This is a genomic window from Carboxydothermus islandicus, assembly GCF_001950325.1.
GTDB lineage: Bacteria > Bacillota > Z-2901 > Carboxydothermales > Carboxydothermaceae > Carboxydothermus > Carboxydothermus islandicus.
Genome location: NZ_BDJL01000008.1, coordinates 15849 through 35976 on the forward strand (window position 1 = coordinate 15849; position 20128 = coordinate 35976).

Consider the following 20128-nt stretch of genomic DNA (forward strand, 5'->3'; position numbering starts at 1 on the left):
AGCAACTGGTAGTGGTATGATAAATCAGGAGAGGTGACGTTATGGCTTTGGAAGAAAAAGAAAATAAATCGGGAGCCCCGGCCGTGGAAATGGCCATCAAAATCTTAACTTATTTAAGTAGATACCGGAATAAAAATCGCACCCTTGCCGAAATCTCCCGGGACTTAAATATCAATAAAAGTTCCTGTCACCGCATTTTAAAGGTTCTTTTGGATTACCGGCTGGTATCCTACGACAAAAACACCAGGCAGTTCAGCCTGGGATCCTTTTTAATTGTTTTAGGTAGCCGTGCTTCCGAATTCAACGACTACTTAAAAATTGCCAAACAGTATTTAAAAGAACTGGCTGATGTCACCAAACAAACCTGTGTCCTTGTAGAGCCAATCGCCAATAACCGCCTGGTTTACATTGCCAAAGAAGAGCCGGAGGCAGCCATACGAATTACCGTCAGTATCGGTCAATCGTTTCCGGTAACCAGTGCTTCCTTTGGAAAATGTTATATGGCCTTCCTTCCAGAAAAAGAAGCCCGGGAAATTGTAAAAGAGGTAGGAATCAGGCAATTTACCGACAAAAGTATTACTAATGTAGAGGAATTTTTTCAAAGTTTGGAGGTAATTCGGCAGCAAGGCTATGCGGTGAGCTTTGAAGAACACACTCCGGGGGTTTTTGGCATTAGCGCTCCTGTTTTTGATAACAGCGGAAGTGTTCGTATGGTTGTATCGTGCATCGGGCTTGCTTCTTCAGTGAATGAAGAAACAATTAATTTTTACACTGACAAAGTTAAAGCTACCGCGCAAAAAATCACCGCTATTTTTTCCGATATGTAACAACACCCCGAAGTTAAACCTCCGGGGTGTTTTCCTTTTAACCACCGCTTAAGTAGGGAAAGACAAATACTTCATCCCCATCTTTTAGCAGCTGGTTATCAGTTGCTATCTGTCCGTTAACCGCAATACTAAAGGGATTTTTAAGTCTTGAGGCCAAAAGCTCCTTTAACTCTTCAATACTTCCTGCCGCAAGTTCAATTTCTTCTTTGGGAAGGTCATAAATTAAAGCATAATTTACCTTAATTTTAATCATCCGCCAGTAACCTCGCTAAAAATTCCTGGGGAATGGTGCCATCGGAATTCCAGCCCCGAAGTTTATAAAATTCAGGTAGATACTTTTCAATCTCCGGAACGTTACCAAAGGCTCCCCCTTCGGTAAGAGGCTTTTTCACATGCCCGGGTAACTTATCATCGGCCGGACTGCTTCCTAAATTAAAGGAGATTGCTCTCTTAATTGTCAGGGAATTGTTAGCCGCCGCCAAAACTTTTTCCGGGCTCCAGGATACACCAGTAATAAAGGATAAGGCTCCAATAACCGCTTTCAGCGGGGTAAAAGTGAAGTTACACTTAACCAGGCAGTTATCAAGTTCTCTTAAACTTTGAAATTTAGCAACCACAGCTACACGGCCCTCAATGCTGTTCCTTGGTCCTGGTACAATTCCTAAATCCTCGTCTTTGACAATTCCCAGGTCCACTTCAAAAAAGTCGCCGCGCTGGTGGCAGGCTCCCCGCGGTCCAGTAGCATAAGACAAAGCCTGGCCGGTAAAAGCCCGGGGTTCATGCATTGGGATTTCTAATTTTCTTACCGCTGCTGCACATTCTTGAGATAAACCTAACTCTTCTAAAGCTTTAACAACCCCCTGACCAATTAATCTGCCAATACCCCAATTTTCCCCTGTAAGTTTTAAAGCTTCAAGAATTCCCAGGGCATCACCAAATTCAGGTACTTCAGCTTTTAAGTTTTCAGGAAGTAAATTTTCCTCTTTTAAATACATGAGCAAGGCTAAAGTAACACCGGATGAAATGGTGTCAAAACCATAGCGGTTAGCAAGGTCATTTGCTTCGACAATAGTATCAAGGTCAAAGTTTTGTAAAAGGGGGCCAAAAGAAACAGCAGTTTCATACTCAGGACCATCTACCGTTCTTCCTTTAAATTTAAGTTCACGCCCGCAAGCTATCGGACAGCCCCAGCAAGCTTTAGGGTGCACTGCATATTCTTCTCGAAATCTTTTAGCGTTTATTTTATCAATAGGAAACAGTCCTTTTGTAAAATACTTTACGGGAACGTCTCCAAAGTAGTAACCAATATCAAGATAGCCTAACGTGCCGTACTGGGTAAAAAGCTGTGCATCTTTTCTATAGCGAGAAGTTAATTCCTGAGCCAAGGCTTTGAGCGATTCTTTATCAGCTACCGGTACCTCACCTTGCCCATCTACTACGATTGCCTTTAAATTTTTACTGCCAAACACTGCACCAAATCCCATTCTACCTGCAGCCCGGCCGTGGTCGTTAATCACCGCCGCCATCGGCATTAAATTTTCCCCAGCAACACCAATACAGGCAACACTTACATTATTGCCGTAAATTCTTTTAAGTTCTTCCTGGACTTCATAAGTATCAAGGCCCTTTAAATTATTACCTGGTTTTATCTCAACATTGCCCTTTTGCACCACAAGATAAACCATTTCCGGAGCCTTGCCCGTAATTATTAATCCATCAAAACCAGCTTTCTTAAGGTAAGCCCCAAATTTCCCTCCAGAAGTTGCTTCCCCCCAAAAACCTGTAAGGGGTGAGCGACCACAAATAGCAAAACGCGAAGAACCAGGAAGAGCAGTACCGGTAACCGGTCCGGCCATTACGGCCACATAAGCTTCTGGAGCTAAAGGATCTATTTCCGGTTTTAGATGCTCATAAAGAAGTCTCGCCGCAAGGCCACTGCCGCCGATAAATTTTTCGGCAAGCTTAGGTGTTGTAGGCTTTATCTCAACCTTTTTTGTTGATAAATCTATATAAGCAATTTTCCCGGTATAACCTAACATTATTTCACTCCTTCCTTAAGTATTCCATTAAAGGCCGCTACAAAAATCTCCTCATAATCCTTGGGAGTCACAGGTATCGGACTTACGATAGTAACCGGATCTATCAAAGCCCAGGATACTAATTCTGGCAACGCAGCATTAAAAGCGTCGACAGTAACCTGTGGATAATCGCTAAATTTATAAACAAAACCAAGTTTTTGGTAAAATTCGATTAAACCATCTAAAAATTCCTCACTGTTTTTATAATTGAGGGCCTGAGCAAGCTCTTCGGTTTTGCTTAAGCGCTTGGAATAAAATTCAAACACATACGGTAAAAACGCTCCTACACATAAGCCATGATGTAAACCGAACTTTTTACCTAAAGTATGTCCCAGGGCATGATCGATACCCGGAGCCGAGTTACTGAATGCTAAACCAGCAAGATTAGCCGCTATTAACATTTTCTGCCGAGCTTCTAAATCTTTGCCGTCAGCTACCGCCCGGGGCAAGAATTTAAATATCAATTTTAAGGCCTGAAGGGCAAAGGCATCGGTATACTCATTGGCCCAGCCCCCGCTTAAATAAGCACCTACCGCATGGGCTAAGGCATCAACTCCAGTCCAGAGCGTCAAGTTGGGAGGCAGTGAAACAGTAAAGCGCGGGTCCAAGATTGCAATATCGGGTACAAATTCCGGGTGGGTAAGGCTCATTTTGTGTCCACCTTCGGTAATAACTGCTGCCGAAGTAGCCTCGGAACCAGTACCAGCAGTTGTGGGAATGGCAACAAAAATAGCTTTTTTCCTGAGACCAAGGGGTTCTATTGGAGATATTTTCCGAAAATCAACATCTGGTCTTTCATAAAGTAGCCAGAGCACTTTAGTTGCATCAATAACCGAGCCGCCGCCTACGGCAATAAGTATCGAAGCATCATTGTTTTTTACTGTTTCCACCCCTTTTAAGATATTTTCCACAGGTGGTTCCGGTTGAACTTCATCCCACATTTCCACATAATAGCCCACTTGTTCCAATGCTTCTTTTACCTTCTCTGCAGACGGTCGGATTATTTTATCGGTAATAATTAATACCCGGTTGTTTCGGGCTATAGCTTTTCCCATTCCTGCCAGCGTATTTAGGGCCTGAATCCCAATAAACAGCCTTGGTGCAATTACCACCGATTGCAAACCGCGAACCCCAGTTGTGCCGGCTAAGGTAAAAAGTAGCCGCAGCGCGGGATCTTCAAAACCATACTTTCCTCTTGCCTCCATATTATCCCCCCAAGTTTTTATAAAAATTTAGAGACTATTTGAAATTTTCTACAATTTTCTCTTTTTTCCTTTACTCTTTATAAAATAAATTTTTTGCCTTTAAAATAAGTCTTTTGCCCAGATTTAACAATATTTTTTTCTTTAATTGTTATATTTTCACAATGAATGGCATTCATTTTTTAAAAAATGCAACATTGATCATCACCTGGTAAATACTATGCTTAAGGAGGTATTAAGCGATGGAACTTAAAAAAAATGAACAGTCAATTTTAGCGTACTTTTCCTCCAGTGCCAAAGCTAAAGATGCCGCCGAAGCCCTTAAAGCTAATGGAATTAATGACGTACAGGTTGACCGGGTGAGTAGATATGGTGTTGCCAGCAATCCGGAAATTAATAACCCGATTTCCGGCCAAGGAGTGAGCGGAACCGGTTTAAGCCTTTACTCCGCTGATGCCAACCAGTTTGGCGATAATGATGCCCCGGTGCTTTTATCAGCTGACCCATCAGTATCGGGAATGGCCGCTAAAGAATATGGCACAGCCGGGGGTGAGGCGTTTTTGGTAACTGCAGTAACAACAAAAGATAAAGTAGAAGAAGCAGTAAAAATCCTTAAAGAGAAAGGCGCCAAAATATAAAAAAGGCAAAAAAATAACCCGGAAGCAAATTCCGGGTTATTGTATAGCATTGTAGGCATTTACCAGGCCATAGCCGTAGTAATAATCAAAACCGCTACTTCCAAGGTCTATAGCTGTAGATTCAAGCTTCGTTTTAACCTCATCGGAAAAAATGAAACTATAGTGGCATTTTCGTTCATTTACATCCTGCTCTTAAAAACCTTAAGCCAATACCTTTCTCCCTCTTTTTCAACTTTAACCGGCAGATCATAAAAATCTGTTAAAAGCTCTGAAGTCAGTACCTCGTCTTTTTTGCCCGCGGCAAAAACCTCACCATTTTTTAACAACAGGACATGGGTTATCCCTGCCACAATTTCCTCGGTATGATGCGATACCAAAATAATTGCAGGTCCACTTTCCTCCCGACAAAGGGAGTCAATATCGGTAAGTAGTTCCTCCCGGGCTAAAAGGTCCAATCCTGCCGCCGGTTCATCTAAGATTAAAAGGCGGGGATTATTAATTAAAGCCCGGGCTATTAAAACTTTTTGCTTTTCCCCTTGCGACAGAGTTTGATACTGGCTGTTAGCCAGGCTATTTAAGTTAAATTTTTCTAAAAGCCGAAGGGCTTTTTCTACATCTTCTTCCTTTGGCAGGTCAAAAAGCCCTATGGTAGCAAAAATACCGCTTAGCACTACTTCCAGGGCTGTTTCCCGAACATAAAGCTTTTCCTGCAAAGAAGAACTTACAAAGCCAATCTCCCGGCGAAGCTCCCTTAAATCATAGCGGCCAAACTTCTTCCCGAGTACTTCCACCTCACCTTTCGATGGCTGGTAATACCCGCAGATAAGGTTTAGAAGGGTAGTCTTACCTGCTCCATTTAAACCCAAAACCGCCCAATGTTCACCAGGAAATACTTCCCAGTTGACATCGGTTAGGATTTGTTTATTGTCGCGGATGAAAGTTACGTTTTTTAATTTTAAAACCAAAACTCCTCTCCCCTTATCTAAAACGGCCATAAATTTTGTTAAGATACGCTTTTAAAACCGGTGAATTTTGTTTTTTTCGCTTTTCCATTAAAAGATTAAAGCGCAGGATTTTTTCGTTTATTTTTTTCTTTAACTCTCTTTTTTCTTCTTCATCATAGCAGCAATCGATAAGATTTTGTAAAGTCACCAATTCTTTTTTAAGCTGCATTTCTTCAGGAAGCACGCCGGCATTTTTTAAAATGATATACCCTGCACGTAAATCTTCCGGAATCATCGATAAATCTTCGGGAATAATTTTTTGCCCTTTTCCCGGAAGACTATCAAAAACCCCATTTTCCATAGCTTCCCTAATTTTTTCCTCCGCAAGATGCATCAGGATATCCATTAAAGCAACTCTCCTTTAGCAACCGAACTACTTTACCTTCCACATAGTATTAGACATTCCAGGAAAAATTCCTTCTAAAAAAATAAACCCCGTAAAATTACGGGGTTACTGCTCCACGTACAATTCCAACAAAGCCTTGTCCATTTCACAGTCAGGACAAATCTCCTGTCCCTCTTCAATAATGCAGTAGCAAATAGGGCAACGTTTTTCCACTTAAAACCACCTGCTATGAATTTGTTGAGTATTTTTCAACAAAAGATATTATAGTAAGATTTTTTTGCTTTGTAAACTACCTTTTCACAATTAAACTTAAGCCTAATACAACCAGCAACACGCCAATTACCTGGTGAAAAACAATTTTTTCCTTTAAAATTACCCTGGCCATTACCAGCACAAAAACATAGCTTAACGAAAGTACAGGATAGATCTTACTAACCTGTTCCCGGGCTAAAAGCCAAAACCACAAAAACGTTTCGGTAACATACATGAAAATACCTGAAATAATGTATCCATTCATAAAAAATTTTATTAAACCAGCCAAAGTAAAAGTAATAGGCGTTTTTTCCATCCCAAGCTTCCAGAAGATTTGCCCCAGGGCTATCATAAACGCACAAAAAACGGCTAAAAGTAAATGCATCTCCACCACCCGGATTTACTATACCACAGGAAGTGAAAACTAGCAAAAAAAGACGGTTCTGACAGCAGAAAAATGGATGCTGTCAGAACCGTCCCTACAGGGTAAAAACGTGGTTGCCGATGCGGGCGGTGACTACCCGGTTGGCAAACCAGGGATGGTTTGACTTTTGGGGGTTATAGAAGTACAAAGCGCCGTTGGAAGGGTCAATACCGCGTAACGCATCAGCCACCGCCTTCTTCGATTCAGCAGATACCGTTACCTGCCAGAACCAACCGTTCAGGATTGGTTCAAAAGCTCCTTTTTGCAAAATTACTCCCCGAACGTCGTTAGGAAAAAGCGGCGACTTGACCCGGTTTAAGATTACCGCGGCCACCGCCACCTTGCCCAGATACGGCTCAGCACCGGCTTCCGCCTCTACCATCCGGGCAAGCAACTCCTGGTCTTCCGGACTGATACGAAAAGCGCTCCGGGATACAGAAGTGGAAGTTCGGGCAATTAACTGCTTCATCGTTACCGGACCCACGATGCCGTCTACTTTTAAACCCTCTTTTTTCTGAAACGCCATAACCGCTTTTTTGGTAGAAACGTCAAAATACTTATCCACTTTGTAAACCTTATAACCTAAACTAACAAGCTTACTCTCAATCTCCAGAACTTTTGAGCTGTAACTTCCAACCTTGTAATAGACCACCTGCGAAGCTAAAGCTTCAGACACTACTGCAACAGGGAGTAACAGCATTAAAACTAACGAAAACACCGCAAAAAACTTTTTCATTTTATCCCTCCTTAAAAGTTGGTTTACGGAAAAGCAAAAGACTGCCCTTCCTTGGACGCTTTTAAGAAGGTATAAAAGCAGACACTACAATTGTAACTATTTCTAACCTTTTTGCCAAATTAGCTAAGGCCCCGTAAAATACGAAAACCCGGCTTTACGCTTTTTCCCCAAAAAGCATAAGCCAGGCTTTTAAGTATCCTAATCTATGAGACGATTAACGATCCGCTGGAATTTTCAGGACTTCTTCCCTTAGCTTTTTTAGCTTCACCAAATCTTCTTCAATCCCCGGTTCCGGCGTCTCTAATACCCACGGCACCCGGTTAAAAAAGGAAGAATTCAGTAAGTTGATAAACCCTTCTCTCCCTATATACCCCTGCTCTAAGTTTTCATGCCGGTCTTTTCGCGAGCCAATGGGGTGTTTGGAGTCGTTTACATGGAGAAGACAAAAGCGCTCTTCCCCGATTTTCTCCTTAAACTCCCGGGAAAAAGCGGCAATTCCTTCCGGTGAAACGTCATCATAGCCGGCCGCCAGCAAATGACAGGTATCAAGGCAAATTCCAAGCTCCTCATGACCGGTCTCGGAAATGATATAAGCCAGGTGGTCAATGGAATATCCCATTTCATTACCGCTACCGGCGGTATTTTCTATTAAGATTCTTGTCCTGAAATTCTCCGAAAGCAATATTTTAAGCCCTTCCACCATCCGGGCTAATCCCCGCTCTTCGCCGGCCCCGCGGTGGCTTCCTACATGCACTACCAAAAAGTCAGCTTTTAGCTGATCCGAGCGGTAAAGGTCTTCCCGGATCATGGCCACGCTTTTTTGAAACATTTCTTCGTCGGGAGAAGCTAAATTCATCACATACGGTACATGAACTACTAAAGGATAAAGCTTATACTCCTCTTTAAACTCTAAAAAACCCTTTAACTCTTTTTCGTTAAAGGGTTTAGCTTCTCCACCCCGGGGGCTTCGGGAAAAGATTTGCACCCCTTCGGTTTTATTTTTTAGGATTCTTTCTTTAAGTTTTAAGAGCCCTCCGGCAATGGAAAGGTGTAAGCCAACGTTCATTTATCTTCCTTCCCTTCGGGGTTTATGAATCGGAGGATTTTTCTTTTCCCGCTCTTCCTCCGCCGGAATCGCATCTTTCCGGGAAAGTTTCAGTCTTCCCTGGTTGTCGTAACCAATAGCTTTTACTAATATCTGATCGCCTTCTTTAACCACATCCTCAACTCTCTTGACCCGGGAATGGGCAAGCTGACTGATATGTACCAAGCCTTCTTTGCCGGGAAGGCCCAGTACCCCTGGAACTACTTCCACAAAAGCTCCAAAGTCAGCTATCCGGGTAACTTTTCCGAGATAAACCTTACCTACTTCTATTTCTTTAGTGAGGTTTTCAATGATGTTAAGAGCTTTTTCCCCCGCTGCCTTATCCACCGCTGCAATGAAAATCCGTCCGTCGTCCTCAATATCGATTTTAACTCCTGTTTCATCAATAATTTTCTTAATTATCTTCCCACCGGGCCCAATTATATCCCGAATCTTTTCCGGATCAACAGTGGTAAAGATAATTCGCGGAGCATAGGGCGAAAGCTCTTTCCTGGGTTCGGAAATTACTTCCAACATCTTGCCCAAAATATGCATCCGGCCTTCCCGGGCCTGAGCTAAAGCCCTGGTTAAGATTTCCCGGGTAACGCCAGCTATTTTAATATCCATCTGCAAAGCGGTGATGCCATCTTTGGTACCGGCAACTTTAAAGTCCATATCCCCTAAAGCGTCTTCAATTCCCTGGATGTCGGTTAAAATGGCTACTTCATCTCCTTCTTTAATTAAACCCATAGCCACGCCAGCTACCGGCGCTTTGATAGGAACACCGGCATCCATTAACGCTAAGGTGCTACCGCAAACCGAACCCATGGAAGTTGAACCGTTAGACTCCAAAACTTCCGATACTATCCGGATAGTGTAGGGGAAAACTTCCTCCGGCGGAATCACCGGTTCCAGCGCTCTTTCGGCCAACGCTCCATGGCCGATTTCCCGCCGCCCCGGTCCGCGCATCGGGCGAACCTCACCAACGCTGTAAGGCGGGAAGTTATAATGATGCATGAACCGTTTGGATTCCTCTATTCCTAAATCATCAAGAATTTGCACATCACCTACAGCCCCCAGGGTAACGATACTTAAAACTTGAGTTTGTCCCCGGGTAAAGAGACCGGAACCGTGGGTCCGCGGCAGTAGTCCTACTTCACACCAGATTGGCCGCACTTCATTGGTTTTCCGGCCGTCAATTCTAATACCTTCTTTTAAGATCTTCTGCCGAACGATTTCTTTTTGAATGCTGTCCAGGATGCCTTTAATGGTAAGCTCTTCTTCGGGATAAGTTTCCAAAAACTTGGTTGTAAGTTCCTTTTTTAAATTTTCAAGATATTCATCCCGCTCCTGTTTGTTAAATTTTTCCGCTATAATTTTTTCAATTGCTTCTTTAAGAAGGGGATAAGCTTCAGCGGTAACCGCTTCTTTAAGCTCTTCCTTATCTTCCAACACTACTTCCATCTTTTCCCTGGCCAGTCCAAGATTTAAGGCCTCTTCCCGAAACTCTTCGATAAAGGCTACAATTTTCTTAACTTCTTCATGGCCTCTCGTAATAGCTTCAATCATAATTTCTTCGGGTACTTCCTGGGCACCTGCTTCCACCATCATCACCGCATCTCTGGTCCCCGCAACCACCAAATGCAGCCGGCTTTTTTCCGCCTGTTCAATGGTGGGATTTATCACCAGTTCATCATCCACCAACCCCACCACCACAGCCCCAATGGGACCTAAAAACGGCAAATGGGAAAGGGTAAGAGCAGCCGAAGCTCCGTTCATTGCGGCAATTTCCGGCGGATTATCCTGATTTACCGATAAAACCGTTGCTACAATATGGACATCGTTTTTAAAGCCTTTGGGAAAAAGAGGCCGGATGGGACGGTCAATTAAGCGCGCCGATAATATCGCCTTTTCACTGGGGCGCCCTTCCCGTTTAATAAAACCACCGGGTATTTTACCAACAGCGTAAAACCTCTCTTCGTAATCTACCGTTAAGGGGAAGAAGTCTATTCCTTCCCTTGGCTCCTTGCTTCCGGTAGCCGTTACCAGAACTACGGTATCGCCGTAGCTTACTAAAACTGCACCGCTGGCCTGGGTTGCGACTTTACCTGCGGTAAGCTTTAACGGCCTTCCTGCAATCATTATTTCTTTTTCTAAAATCTGCCTTCCTGTGGTCATATCTATCGCAAATAACCTCCTTAAAATCCCGTAATATATTGTAAAAAAATTCGACATTATTTATAGTATTTCCTGCCAAAAAATCAATAATACTTAAGAAAATTCCTGATATAGGAAAAGCGGGGGTAATCCCCGCTTTATTTCCTTAAACCTAATTTTTCGACAATGGCGCGGTAACGCTCAAAGTCTTTCCGCTTTAAGTAATTAAGAAGAGACCTCCGCTGGCCTACCATCTTTAAGAGTCCGCGCCGGGAATGGAAATCCTTTTTGTGCACCTTTAAGTGCTCGGTCAGCTGGTTGATCCTTTCGGTTAAAATGGCAATTTGTACTTCCGGCGAACCGGTGTCCTTTTCGTGCAGCTGGTACTTGGCGATAATTTCCATTTTCTGTTCTTGTGTTAAAGCCACTTCCTTCACCTCCTCCTACCATAATCGCCAGAGGTCAAGTAATAAACCTAACCTCCGGTTAAGCCTAAATGTCCTCAAGTTTCTTGGACAAAAAGGCAATTAAAGCATCTTCTAAGGCAGCGGATTCCGCATCTTTTATTTTAGCTTTTTTATATTGTTTGGTCAAATCTTTTTTTAATTTAATGAAATCTTTTTTTAAAATTATCCGGGAAATTTCCGAAATCAGTTCCCGGTAAAACTGTTCTTTTCTGTCCTTCAGGTTGTACACGGCCCAAACCCACCTTTCGGTAAAGGTTATGAGCCAAAAGTTTATTTTATTCCTTGTAAAGCTTCTTTCACATCTAACTCGATTTGTTTTTTTAATTCTTCCAGGGAATTAAATTTTTTTTCGGGGCGAATTTTCTTTAAAAAGCCTACCTTCAACTCCCGGTGATAAAGATTAGCTTTATAATTTAAAAGATGAACCTCTAAAAGCGGACGACTTTCGTCTTTTACCGTCGGTCGAACTCCGAGGTTAGCAACGCCCGGTATCTTTACCTTTTCCCCGGTTATTTCTACTTCTACCAAGTAAACGCCATACTGCGGTAAAACCAAGTTTTCCTCCGGCATTATGTTGGCAGTAGGAAAGCCAATTTTCCGGGCAAGCTTATCGCCCCCGATTACCTTACCTTTTAAAAAATAAGTGTAGCCAAGCATACCGTTGACCTTAACAATATCCCCGGCCGCTAATTTTTCCCGGATTGCCGTTGAACTCACCACTTCCTGGCCATAGGTAACCGGCTCAACCACCTCCACTTTAAACCCAAAACGTTCTCCCGCTTTAATCAGGTCCGTTACCCTGCCGGCTCCCAGATGGCCAAAAGTATAATTAAAACCCGCCACTACTCCCGCCAAATTAAAATTTTCCAAAAGCATCTTAATAAACTCCTCGGGAGAAAGCCGGGCATATTCCGGGGTAAAATCTTCTAACACAGTAAATTCCAGCTCTTCCGCAGCAAATCGTTTCAGCCGCTCGTCTAAAGGAAGGATATATTTTACCTGTTTTCCCTGAAGCACTACCAGAGGATGGGGCCAAAATGTATATACACCGGGACAGGCCCCGATTTTCTCGGCTAAATCCCGGGTAACCTGCAAAAGCTTCTGGTGGCCAAGATGCACTCCGTCAAAATTGCCTAAAGCTAACACCACAGGGCAATTTAAGGTAAACTCCCCGGAACCGTAAAAAACCCGCAACTATTACTCACTCCCCGAACCGGAAAACCTTTTCCGGTTGAAAAATTTGCCCGCAAATCATGCCTGTGGCTATAATCTTTCCTTCGTAATAAGCAAAAACCGGTCCGAAATTTTCCCCTTTAGTTTCAACCTTTACCCCTCCGCCATTTTTTACCCTGAGATACTGCTCCCCGGTCAAGTTAATTTTAGGAAAATCTTGAAATACCTGTTCCGGAGGAATAAGGATAAAATCTTCGTGAAGAAGATTACTATCGTTTAACAAAAAGGGACCGGAGCGGGTACGGAGCAAAAATTTCAGGGTTGCCCCCGTTTTAAGGAAATTACCCAGATCATTTGCTATGCTTCTAATATATGTTCCCCGGGAACAGCGGATGTACAGCCGCACCTCTGGTTGTGGTTTATTTGCCAGAAATTCTAACAATTCAATATTATCTATAAAAACCTTCCTTTTCGGGGGATCTACCTTTTCCCCCCGGCGCTGATAAAGATATAAAGGTTTCCCAGAAACCTTAACCGCCGAAGCAAGAGGCGGGATTTGCTCTATTTCCCCGTGAAAATGCTTGAGCACTTTTTCTATATCCCCTGCAGTTAAAAACGAGGCATCCTTTTGCTCCAAAATTTCCCCTTCCAGATCCCAGGTAGCAGTGGTAATTCCAATAACAATTTCCGCCAGGTATTCTTTTATGGCTACTCTTTCCAGATATTCTATTAAGCGGGTAGCCTGCCCCACTGCCACCGGTAAAACTCCTGCCGCTGCAGGATCAAGAGTACCCAGGTGCCCTACTTTCCTGGTTTTTAATTTTTTCCGTACATAAGCTACCACATCGTGGGAAGTCATCCCCGGTGGTTTTAAAAGATTAATAAACCCATCCATTATTAAAACCTCTTTTTGACCTCGGCTAAAACTTGTTCCACCGCTTCCGCCAGCGGCATTTTCAGGGTGCAACCGGATGCCTTTTTATGGCCGCCCCCGCCAAACTTCGCAGCAATTTCGTTGACATCGATGGTTTTGGACCTAAATCCTACTTTAATGTTGCCATCGCTGGTTTCCCGAAAAAGAATGCTGATTTCTACACCGGCTATTCCCCGTAGATAGCTGGCAATTGAACTAATGACTTCTTCCCCTTCACTAAAACGCTCGATTTGTTCCCGGGTAAATTTTACCCAGGCAATTTTCCCCTCGGCTTCAAAGGTCAAGGAGTTTAATGCTTCCCGAAAAAGAAGGACGCTATCCCTGGGTTTTTCCATATAAAGCTTTTCGTTGACCTTTGCCAGATCAAAGCCTTTTTGGGCCAAAAAGGAAGCCACAGCAAAACTTTTGGCGGTAGTATTGGTATACTGAAAAGAGCCGGTATCAAGGGTAATACCGGCATAATAAGCTGCAGCTACCCACTCATCCCAGGGTAAACCCAGTTCTTCATGGATTTGCGGTAAAATCTCGCAGGTAGCCGAAGCTTCGGGCACGACTATGTTTTCTCCGCCAAAATAAGTGTTGCTGATGTGATGGTCAATATTTATAACCCTTTGCGGGTTTGAAGTAACCACCGCCAAAGCTTCTTCTCCTAAACGTTCCGGATCGGCAGTATCCAAAGCAATTATTAAACTATCCCCGGTAAATACCGCCGGATCGGATGTTATTCGGGAAAAGTCGGGAAAAAAGGAAAACAGGCGAACCGGTTTATCTTTTAGGTACATTACCACTTTAAAGCCTTTTAAACTTAAGGCCCGACCAAAGCCCAGAATAGAACCCATCGCATCCCCATCGGGCAAGATATGGGACGTCACAATGATTTTGCTATATTTCTTCAAGAGGTCCTTAAGACTCACTTTCGTTCTCTCCTGCTTCTTTTTTAAGACCTTCCAAGATTTCCATAATTCTTGCGCCATATTCAATAGAGGGATCTTCTACAAAATACAGTTCGGGCATTATTCTAAGTTTAACCCGTGATGCTAATTCTCCTTTGATAAATCCTTTGGCACTATTTAAAGCAATAAAGCTATTTTTTTTATCCTCCTCACTACCATAAACGCTGATATAAATTTTCGCCTGGCTTAAATCCCTGGCTAAATCAACTTTGGTAACCGACACAAATCCAAGCCTGGGGTCCTTTACTTCCCTGGAAATGATAGCCGCTACCGCTTCTTTGATTGCCTGGGCGGTTCGTTCGTGTTTATGGGAAGCCAAAACCCTCACCTCGCTTTATTCTAATGTTCTTTTAACCTCTTCTATTGTAAAAGCTTCGATGATATCTCCTTCGCGAATATCATTAAACTTTTCAATAGTTAAACCACATTCGTATCCCTGGGCTACTTCCCGCACATCATCTTTAAACCGCTTTAAAGATTCCACGTTTCCTTCATGAATAACGATACCATCCCGTATTACCCTTACTTTTGCCGAACGGGTAATTTTTCCTTCTAAAACGTACAATCCAGCAATTGTCCCGATTTTCGATGCTTTAAACGTTTTCCGCACCTCAGCCCGTCCCAGCACCACTTCTTTTTGTTCGGGTTCTAATAGACCAGCCATAGCGGCTTTAATGTCATCTAAAAGCTCGTAGATAATCCGGTAAACCCGCACATCGATCTTTTCCGTTTCAGCTAATTTTCGGGCATTGCTATCGGGACGAACGTTAAAGCCAATAACAATGGCATTGGAAGCCGAAGCTAACATGATATCCGTTTCGGTTATAGCGCCTACACCCGAATGAATCACGTTAACTTTAACTTCCTCGGTGGAAAGACGGGAAAGGGACTGTTTAATGGCTTCCACCGAACCGTGCACATCAGCTTTTAGTACGATATTTAATTCTTTAATTTTTCCTTCCTGAATATGTTTAAATAAATCTTCCAGAGAAACTTTGCTGCTGGCTCTTAATTCTTCTTCCCGCTTTTGCTCCTGGCGCTTCTCGGCTAAAGTCCTGGCGGTCTTTTCATCGTCAACTACCACCAAAATATCCCCGGCACTGGGCACATCGTTTAAACCGAGAACCTCTACCGGCATTGAAGGAGTTGCTTTTTTGACCCTCCGGCCTTTATCGTCCATTAACGCCCGTACCCGGCCGTAGGTCAAACCAACAACTACCACATCTCCCACATTTAAAGTTCCGGATTGAACTAAAACCGTAGCAACCGGTCCCCGCCCTTTATCTAACTTGGCTTCTATTACTGTACCCCGGGCGGGCTTATTGGGATTAGCTTTTAATTCTTTAAGGTCCGCTACCAACAAGATCATTTCCAAAAGTTCTTCAATCCCGATTTTCTTTAAGGCCGAAACTTCCACAAAAACCGTATCGCCGCCCCAGGCTTCGGGAATCAGGCCATATTCGGTTAGCTGTTGCTTAACCCGGTCCGGCTGGGCGTTGGGCTTATCTATTTTATTCACCGCAACGATAATTGGTACTCCTGCCGCTTTAGCATGGTTTATGGCTTCCACCGTTTGCGGCATGACCCCGTCATCGGCAGCCACCACCAAAATCGCTATATCGGTCACCTGAGCACCCCGGGCGCGCATTGCGGTAAAAGCCTCATGACCAGGGGTATCGATAAAGGTAATCTTCCGGCCGTTATGCTCTACCTGATACGCCCCGATATGCTGGGTTATTCCCCCCGCTTCGGTAGCGGTAACATTGGTCTGGCGAATAGCATCTAAAAGGGAGGTTTTACCGTGGTCCACATGGCCCATTACCGTTACGATGGGTGGTCTTGGTTCCAGGCTTTCCGGGTCATCGGGAGTTTCTTCAAGAAGCCAGATGTCTTCTTTTTCTTCCTTTTCCACCGTCACTTCATAGCCAAAGTCGGTGGCAATAATTGTGGCGGTATCGGCATCAATTTCCTGGTTTATTGTTGCTAAAATGCCATAACTCATCAACTTCTTAATTACTTCCGCCGCCGATTTACCCATAATTTTAGCAAATTCCTGAACAGTCATTCGTTCGGGAATAACAATTGCTTTGGGTTCAGTAGCGACCGGTTCCTGTTTTTCTTGTTTTTTCTCTTTTTTCAGATTTAATTTCTTTTCTTCCAGAGCAAAAACTTTTTCTTCCTTCTTTAAAGTCTTTTCCCACTCCCGTTTTTTATCCGGAGCTCCCTTTCTTCTTTCCGGTTCTTTATTTTCACCTTTGGGAGCTTCAGGTTTGGGAATTGCCGGAAGTACTCCCTTCTTCTTATCCCTGGGGAAAGGAGGACGATCCTTTTTCTCTCCAAAAGGTTTTGGCCCTTGAACTCCCCGCTCTTTATCAAAACGCCGCCGCTCCTCCTTCGGGCGATTCTGGTTAAATGATCGCTGTTCACCCGGTCGTCGACCCTTATCCTTATCCCTGGTTTCCGGTCGCTGATTACCGGCATACCTTTGGCCCTGGGGCCGGTCAGACCGCTGATCCCGCGGGCGGCTTTGACCCCCTTGCTTTGATTGTTGCTGCTCTCTTGGCTTCTGGGGGTGAGACTGCAGCTTTTGGGCTTCGGCTTTTTGCTCCATCTGCTTCCTTTCTTGCTCCTTTTTTTCTTTTTCCTCTTTTTCCCGGTTTAAAGCTTTTAACAGAAGATTTAAATGGTGATTTTCTACCGTACTCATGTGGGATTTTACTTCAACCCCAATTGCCTGTAAACGATTGATAACTTCCTTACTTTCCATGTTTAACTCTTTGGCAATTTCAAAAACACGCTTTTTGCGCATTAATTCACCCCCTGGTCATTACCAATTTCTTTTAAAAATTTCTGCCAAAATCCCCTGTCCTGAAAGCCTAAAATGCCCGTGGGACGGCGGTTTAAAATTCTACCGATTTCCTCTTTAGTGCCCCAGTTAACCACCAAGGTTCCCTGCTCCTTTGCCAGAAGTTCTATTTTCTTCTTTTGTTTTTCCGAAATATTTACCGCTAAAATAACTCCCTCAATTTTACCCCTTTTAAACCCGAATAAAACCTCCGTTTCTCCCACAAGAAGTTTTTTTGCTTTAAAGGCTAAACCTAAAATACCTTCAACTTTGTTCACTTTCCGTTAACTCCTGTTGTAATTTTTCGATTATTTCGGGAGAAACCGGATGATTTAGAGCTTTTTCAAACTTTTTACCCTTTTTAGCTTTTTCAAAGCAACTAAGGGATGGACAGATATAAGCGCCACGGCCCGCCTTTTTTCCGGTTTTATCGATTAATACTTCCCCTTCGGGAGTTCTAACCACCCGAATTAGTTCTTTCTTGGGTTTCATCTCCTGACATCCAAGGCACATCCTCATCGGGATTTTTTTCTGTTTGACCATTAAATCCCCCCAACCTGCGATTCGCTCTTGATATCTATTTTCCAACCGGTGAGCTTAGCCGCAAGTCTGGCGTTTTGTCCTTCCTTGCCAATTGCTAAGGAAAGCTGGTAATCGGGAACAACTACCCGGGCAACTTTTTCATCCTCGAAAACCTCCACACTGGTAACCTTTGCTGGACTTAAAGCATTGGCAATAAATTTTGCCGGATCAGGGCTCCACTTCACTACATCAATTTTTTCGCCATTTAATTCTTCAACAATATTTTTTATTCTTAGCCCTTTGTTCCCGACACATGCTCCAATCGGGTCTACATTTTCATCTTTACTGTATACAGCGATTTTCGAACGGGAACCCGCTTCCCGGGCAATACTCTTAAGTTCTACCGTTCCGTCATAAAGTTCGGGTATTTCCAGTTCTAAGAGCCTCTTTAAAAGGCCGGGATGGGTTCTGGATAAGATTATGTTCGGTCCCTTGCTGGTTTTCTTCACTTCAACCAGGTAAGCTTTTATCCTATCCCCAAATTTATAGTTTTCACCGGGAATTTGTTCCTGCGGCGGAAGAATGGCCTCGGTTTTACCAAGGTCTATATAGACGTTCTTCTGGTCAATTCTCCGGACAATTCCGGTTATGATATCCCCTTCGCGGCTGGAAAACTCTTCGTAAATTTGATTTCTTTCTGCTTCCCTGATTCTCTGGATAACCACCTGCTTGGCATTTTGCGCAGCAATCCGGCCAAAATTTCGCGGAGTTACCTCAATTTCCAGGATATCACCGAGATTTAGTCTTGGGTCTTTTTCCCGGGCCTCTTCTAAACTTACTTCCAAACGGGGATCTTTAACTTCTTCCACCACAGTCTTTAAAGCATAAACTTTTACTTCCCCGGTAACCCGGTCAATATGCACCCGGGCATTCTGGTTAATCCCATAATTTTTCTTATAAGCGGACAATAACGCCTGTTCCGTTGCTTCTAACAACACTTCCGCCGGAATCCCCTTTTGCTTCTCAATTTCCTGCACTGCCTGTAAAAATTCTGTATTCATCATAGATCCTCCCGAAACTAAAAATCAAAGGTAAGGTTAGCTTTGGCAATTTGTTCTAAAGGAATTTGTACCTCTCCATTACCGGCATCGATAACCACCTGGCCATCACGAACCCCGAGAAGTTTTCCTTTAAACTGCTTCTGTCCCTCAATTGCGGCAAAAGTTTTAATTTGAGCTTCCCTACCCGCAAACTTTTCAAAATCAGCTAATTTTTTCAGGGGGCGTTCAATCCCCGGTGAAGACACTTCCAGGTAGTACGACTGGGGAATTGGGTCCTCTTCATCTAAAATAACACCTATTCTTTCGGAAAAATTTTGACAGTCATCCAAGTCTACACCTTCATCTTTATCTATGTAAATTCTTAAAAAATACCTGCCCGCTTCTTTTACAAACTCGACATCAACCACTTCCAAGTTAAGCTCTCCCCCAACCCTTTCGGCAAGGGGCCAAACTTTTTGTTCAATTCCTTTATTCCGGCCCATGTTTTCGCCCCCTTTCCGTTTTTGCTTTAATATTTTTCCCGTAAACTGCTATTACTAACAAGAAAGAGTGGGAAAACCCACTCTTTCTGCGAAATGACTTTTATTTCTCAGTTATTATAACACACAATTTTATCAACTGCAAGAGATTCAGGCAAAAATGGTCAACGGTAATATTTCTTTTTTTTGATATCCCGAAGATAAGGCCATCTTTTTCTTGTTTCCTCAATAAGATTTTTATCTAATTCAACCAATGATATAGTTTCTTCTGACCCCAGGGTAACACCGTAGTTACCGTTAGGCCAGGCAACAAAACTCCCGCCAGTTATCTTCCTACCATCTGGGTAGGCTCCCCCTGTACTGTTTATTCCGGCCACAAAAACTGTATTTTCCGAAGCACGCACCAAACCCATGGATTGCCATAAGTTCTGACGTTCGGCAGGTATACCGGCCGGGTTAATTATTAAACTGCAACCCGCCAGCGAAAGACATCGCGCCAGTTCCGGATAAAAAAGATCCACACAGACAAGTACACCAATTTTCCAGCCCGCATGTTCTATAATGGTAAGGTGTTTCCCGGGCGTAAGATATGCTCTTTCTCCCACTGCTAACGAAGGAAAAACCTTTGAGTAAAAGGCAAAGGGAGCATGCCCCGGCTTAATAAAAGCTCCGCGAGAAATTATCCTTTTACCTTCCAGAAGATATTGAGCACCACCGGCTAACAAAACACCCCGGGGAAGATGGTTAGCTATCTCCCGTAAGTAATAATAGTATTGTTCCGCCGGAACCGGAAAAGGCCCAAGCCAGTTTTCCGGCAAAACGATTACCTCGGCTTCGCAGGCCCTAAGCAACAACCGTTTTACTCGCTCCACGTTATGCTCCGGTTGACTGGTCCTCCAGAGCTGCACCAGGGCTAATTTCATAAAAGTTCTCCTTTCGTTAATTG

Annotated in this window: 23 protein-coding genes; 2 read left to right on the top strand and 21 right to left on the bottom strand. The window is 43.5% G+C overall.

Annotated features, from left to right (window positions below):
- Positions 1 to 41: 41 nt before the first annotated feature.
- Positions 42 to 827 carry an IclR family transcriptional regulator gene (locus ciss_RS02395; RefSeq protein WP_075864722.1) on the top strand — a complete coding sequence of 262 codons (786 nt, stop codon included), beginning with the start codon at positions 42 to 44 and terminating at the stop codon, positions 825 to 827.
- A gap of 37 nt (positions 828 to 864) precedes the next feature.
- Here the strand turns inward: ciss_RS02395 and ciss_RS02400 are convergent, their stop codons facing one another.
- Genes ciss_RS02400 through ciss_RS02410 form a run of 3 tightly spaced genes read right to left on the bottom strand, consistent with a single transcriptional unit; the run spans position 865 to position 4110 of the window.
- Positions 865 to 1080: a MoaD/ThiS family protein gene (locus tag ciss_RS02400; RefSeq protein ID WP_075864723.1), complete on the bottom strand. Its 216-nt coding sequence runs from the start codon at positions 1078 to 1080 to the stop codon at positions 865 to 867.
- A complete protein-coding gene (locus ciss_RS02405) occupies positions 1073 to 2866 on the bottom strand; it encodes an aldehyde ferredoxin oxidoreductase family protein (protein WP_075864724.1) in 1794 nt (597 codons plus the stop codon). The genes ciss_RS02400 and ciss_RS02405 overlap by 8 nt, the downstream gene beginning before the upstream one ends.
- Complete coding sequence (locus ciss_RS02410; protein ID WP_075864725.1) at positions 2866 to 4110, bottom strand: iron-containing alcohol dehydrogenase; 1245 nt, start codon at positions 4108 to 4110, stop codon at positions 2866 to 2868. The genes ciss_RS02405 and ciss_RS02410 overlap by 1 nt, the downstream gene beginning before the upstream one ends.
- Before the next feature lie 239 nt (positions 4111 to 4349).
- Between ciss_RS02410 and ciss_RS02415 the strand changes: the two genes are divergently transcribed.
- On the top strand, positions 4350 to 4745 hold the full coding sequence (locus tag ciss_RS02415; protein WP_075864726.1) for a hypothetical protein: 396 nt from the start codon (positions 4350 to 4352) through the stop codon (positions 4743 to 4745).
- A gap of 179 nt (positions 4746 to 4924) precedes the next feature.
- On the opposite strand, the gene ciss_RS02420 is transcribed toward ciss_RS02415, so the two are convergent.
- The 18 genes from ciss_RS02420 to ciss_RS02505 all read right to left on the bottom strand — a co-directional run bounded on the left by ciss_RS02420 (position 4925) and on the right by ciss_RS02505 (position 20105).
- Positions 4925 to 5710: an ABC transporter ATP-binding protein gene (locus ciss_RS02420; protein WP_075864727.1), complete on the bottom strand. Its 786-nt coding sequence runs from the start codon at positions 5708 to 5710 to the stop codon at positions 4925 to 4927.
- A gap of 13 nt (positions 5711 to 5723) precedes the next feature.
- On the bottom strand, positions 5724 to 6095 hold the full coding sequence (locus ciss_RS02425; RefSeq protein ID WP_075864728.1) for a DnaJ family domain-containing protein: 372 nt from the start codon (positions 6093 to 6095) through the stop codon (positions 5724 to 5726).
- A 289-nt stretch (positions 6096 to 6384) separates the two neighbouring features.
- A complete protein-coding gene (locus ciss_RS02430; protein WP_075864729.1) occupies positions 6385 to 6732 on the bottom strand; it encodes an EamA family transporter in 348 nt (115 codons plus the stop codon).
- Positions 6733 to 6826: 94 nt separating this feature from the next.
- Positions 6827 to 7507 carry a spore cortex-lytic enzyme gene (sleB, locus tag ciss_RS02435; RefSeq protein WP_075864730.1) on the bottom strand — a complete coding sequence of 227 codons (681 nt, stop codon included), beginning with the start codon at positions 7505 to 7507 and terminating at the stop codon, positions 6827 to 6829.
- A 214-nt stretch (positions 7508 to 7721) separates the two neighbouring features.
- On the bottom strand, positions 7722 to 8573 hold the full coding sequence (locus ciss_RS02440) for a deoxyribonuclease IV (protein WP_075864731.1): 852 nt from the start codon (positions 8571 to 8573) through the stop codon (positions 7722 to 7724).
- On the bottom strand, positions 8574 to 10769 hold the full coding sequence (locus tag ciss_RS02445) for a polyribonucleotide nucleotidyltransferase (RefSeq protein WP_075864732.1): 2196 nt from the start codon (positions 10767 to 10769) through the stop codon (positions 8574 to 8576).
- A 137-nt stretch (positions 10770 to 10906) separates the two neighbouring features.
- Positions 10907 to 11176 (bottom strand): 30S ribosomal protein S15, encoded by a 270-nt coding sequence (gene rpsO, locus ciss_RS02450; protein WP_075864733.1) that lies wholly within the window; start codon positions 11174 to 11176, stop codon positions 10907 to 10909.
- 64 nt (positions 11177 to 11240) lie between these two features.
- A complete protein-coding gene (locus tag ciss_RS02455; protein WP_075864734.1) occupies positions 11241 to 11444 on the bottom strand; it encodes a hypothetical protein in 204 nt (67 codons plus the stop codon).
- Between the two features lie 41 nt (positions 11445 to 11485).
- Positions 11486 to 12409, bottom strand: a complete 924-nt coding sequence (locus ciss_RS02460; RefSeq protein WP_075864735.1) for a bifunctional riboflavin kinase/FAD synthetase — start codon at positions 12407 to 12409, stop codon at positions 11486 to 11488.
- 7 nt (positions 12410 to 12416) lie between these two features.
- On the bottom strand, positions 12417 to 13283 hold the full coding sequence (truB, locus tag ciss_RS02465) for a tRNA pseudouridine(55) synthase TruB (RefSeq protein ID WP_075864736.1): 867 nt from the start codon (positions 13281 to 13283) through the stop codon (positions 12417 to 12419).
- 2 nt (positions 13284 to 13285) lie between these two features.
- Complete coding sequence (locus tag ciss_RS02470) at positions 13286 to 14236, bottom strand: DHH family phosphoesterase (protein WP_166503971.1); 951 nt, start codon at positions 14234 to 14236, stop codon at positions 13286 to 13288.
- Positions 14226 to 14603 carry a 30S ribosome-binding factor RbfA gene (gene rbfA, locus ciss_RS02475; protein ID WP_077177402.1) on the bottom strand — a complete coding sequence of 126 codons (378 nt, stop codon included), beginning with the start codon at positions 14601 to 14603 and terminating at the stop codon, positions 14226 to 14228. The genes ciss_RS02470 and rbfA overlap by 11 nt, the downstream gene beginning before the upstream one ends.
- Before the next feature lie 6 nt (positions 14604 to 14609).
- Positions 14610 to 17084: a translation initiation factor IF-2 gene (gene infB / locus ciss_RS02480; RefSeq protein ID WP_075864738.1), complete on the bottom strand. Its 2475-nt coding sequence runs from the start codon at positions 17082 to 17084 to the stop codon at positions 14610 to 14612.
- Positions 17084 to 17398, bottom strand: coding sequence for a L7Ae/L30e/S12e/Gadd45 family ribosomal protein (locus ciss_RS02485; RefSeq protein ID WP_075864739.1), 315 nt, complete (start codon positions 17396 to 17398; stop codon positions 17084 to 17086). Before ciss_RS02485 ends, infB begins: the two co-directional genes overlap by 1 nt.
- A complete protein-coding gene (gene rnpM / locus ciss_RS02490; protein ID WP_075864740.1) occupies positions 17385 to 17663 on the bottom strand; it encodes an RNase P modulator RnpM in 279 nt (92 codons plus the stop codon). Before rnpM ends, ciss_RS02485 begins: the two co-directional genes overlap by 14 nt.
- Complete coding sequence (gene nusA, locus ciss_RS02495) at positions 17663 to 18703, bottom strand: transcription termination factor NusA (RefSeq protein WP_075864741.1); 1041 nt, start codon at positions 18701 to 18703, stop codon at positions 17663 to 17665. The genes rnpM and nusA overlap by 1 nt, the downstream gene beginning before the upstream one ends.
- 17 nt (positions 18704 to 18720) lie before the next feature.
- On the bottom strand, positions 18721 to 19185 hold the full coding sequence (gene rimP / locus ciss_RS02500; protein ID WP_075864742.1) for a ribosome maturation factor RimP: 465 nt from the start codon (positions 19183 to 19185) through the stop codon (positions 18721 to 18723).
- A gap of 161 nt (positions 19186 to 19346) precedes the next feature.
- Positions 19347 to 20105, bottom strand: coding sequence for a carbon-nitrogen hydrolase family protein (locus tag ciss_RS02505; RefSeq protein ID WP_075864743.1), 759 nt, complete (start codon positions 20103 to 20105; stop codon positions 19347 to 19349).
- Positions 20106 to 20128 lie beyond the last annotated feature (23 nt).

Bases quoted from the DNA above. Each gene is read 5' to 3' on its own strand.
- ciss_RS02395 (WP_075864722.1), top strand. From the start codon at position 42: ATGGCTTTGGAAGAAAAAGAAAATAAATCGGGAGCCCCGGCCGTGGAA.
- ciss_RS02400 (WP_075864723.1), bottom strand. From the start codon at position 1,080: ATGATTAAAATTAAGGTAAATTATGCTTTAATTTATGACCTTCCCAAA.
- ciss_RS02405 (WP_075864724.1), bottom strand. From the start codon at position 2,866: ATGTTAGGTTATACCGGGAAAATTGCTTATATAGATTTATCAACAAAA.
- ciss_RS02410 (WP_075864725.1), bottom strand. From the start codon at position 4,110: ATGGAGGCAAGAGGAAAGTATGGTTTTGAAGATCCCGCGCTGCGGCTA.
- ciss_RS02415 (WP_075864726.1), top strand. From the start codon at position 4,350: ATGGAACTTAAAAAAAATGAACAGTCAATTTTAGCGTACTTTTCCTCC.
- ciss_RS02425 (WP_075864728.1), bottom strand. From the start codon at position 6,095: ATGGATATCCTGATGCATCTTGCGGAGGAAAAAATTAGGGAAGCTATG.
- ciss_RS02430 (WP_075864729.1), bottom strand. From the start codon at position 6,732: ATGCATTTACTTTTAGCCGTTTTTTGTGCGTTTATGATAGCCCTGGGG.
- sleB (WP_075864730.1), bottom strand. From the start codon at position 7,507: ATGAAAAAGTTTTTTGCGGTGTTTTCGTTAGTTTTAATGCTGTTACTC.
- ciss_RS02440 (WP_075864731.1), bottom strand. From the start codon at position 8,573: ATGAACGTTGGCTTACACCTTTCCATTGCCGGAGGGCTCTTAAAACTT.
- ciss_RS02445 (WP_075864732.1), bottom strand. From the start codon at position 10,769: ATGACCACAGGAAGGCAGATTTTAGAAAAAGAAATAATGATTGCAGGA.
- truB (WP_075864736.1), bottom strand. From the start codon at position 13,283: ATGGATGGGTTTATTAATCTTTTAAAACCACCGGGGATGACTTCCCAC.
- infB (WP_075864738.1), bottom strand. From the start codon at position 17,084: ATGCGCAAAAAGCGTGTTTTTGAAATTGCCAAAGAGTTAAACATGGAA.
- rnpM (WP_075864740.1), bottom strand. From the start codon at position 17,663: ATGGTCAAACAGAAAAAAATCCCGATGAGGATGTGCCTTGGATGTCAG.
- nusA (WP_075864741.1), bottom strand. From the start codon at position 18,703: ATGAATACAGAATTTTTACAGGCAGTGCAGGAAATTGAGAAGCAAAAG.
- rimP (WP_075864742.1), bottom strand. From the start codon at position 19,185: ATGGGCCGGAATAAAGGAATTGAACAAAAAGTTTGGCCCCTTGCCGAA.
- ciss_RS02505 (WP_075864743.1), bottom strand. From the start codon at position 20,105: ATGAAATTAGCCCTGGTGCAGCTCTGGAGGACCAGTCAACCGGAGCAT.